This window comes from Pseudomonas sp. NPDC088885 (assembly GCF_044750025.1).
In the GTDB taxonomy this organism is placed as follows: domain Bacteria; phylum Pseudomonadota; class Gammaproteobacteria; order Pseudomonadales; family Pseudomonadaceae; genus Aquipseudomonas; species Aquipseudomonas rustica.
Genome location: NZ_JBIVJB010000093.1, coordinates 17,281 through 18,109 on the forward strand (window position 1 = coordinate 17,281; position 829 = coordinate 18,109).

Annotated in this window: 1 protein-coding gene and 1 pseudogene; both read right to left on the bottom strand. The window is 58.5% G+C overall.

Translation table 11 applies throughout. The annotated features are described in order from the left end of the window. A partial coding sequence (gene metK, locus ACIP1X_RS23970; RefSeq protein WP_400755450.1) for a methionine adenosyltransferase occupies nucleotides 1–683 on the bottom strand: 683 nt, incomplete at its 3' end. 18 nt (nucleotides 684–701) lie between these two features. Continuing rightward, nucleotides 702–829 (bottom strand): annotated as a pseudogene (locus ACIP1X_RS23975) (ArsR family transcriptional regulator); the annotation flags it as partial.

Sequence of the window (829 nt, forward strand, 5' to 3'; positions counted from 1 at the left end):
GGGTTGATGTGGAACTGGGTGTCTTTGCTCCGCAGTTCGGCAGGCAGCACGTGCTTGACGATCAGCTCCATCACGCCTTCGCGCAGGTCTTTGTACGACACTTCAGGGTTGTGCTGGGTCGACAGAACAACCGCGTCGATACCGACAACCTTGCCGCCTTCGTAACGGCAAGTCACTTGCGACTTGGCGTCCGGGCGCAGCCAAGGCAGCAGACCCGATTTACGGGCTTCAGCCTGGCGCTGTACCAACTGGTGCGAGAAGGTGATCGGTGCTGGCATCAAAACGTCGGTTTCGTTGCTGGCGTAGCCGAACATCAGGCCCTGGTCGCCGGCACCCTGATCTTCAGGCTTGGCACGGTCAACACCCTGGTTGATGTCTGGGGACTGCTTGCCGATGATGTTCATCACGCCGCAGGTCGCGCCGTCGAAGCCGACGTCGGAGCTGTCATAGCCGATGTCGAGAATCACGTTACGCACGATCTCTTCCAGATCGACCCAGGCGCTGGTGGTCACTTCACCAGCAACGATGGCCACGCCAGTCTTGACCAGAGTTTCCACGGCAACGCGTGCGTGTTTGTCCTGGGTAATGATGGCGTCCAGCACCGCATCGGAAATCTGGTCGGCGATTTTGTCCGGATGTCCTTCAGACACGGACTCGGAGGTGAAGAGGGAGTTTTCGCTCATCTGGATGTTTTCCTGAATTTACCGATGGTGAGTGTCGCCAGCCGGTCGCTGAAAGTGGCGAACCTGGATCTGGAAACCATTACGTAAGCCTACATAGAGGCTTTCCCCGGGAACGAGTCCCGCAGCGGTGGCCCAACGGGCCAAAT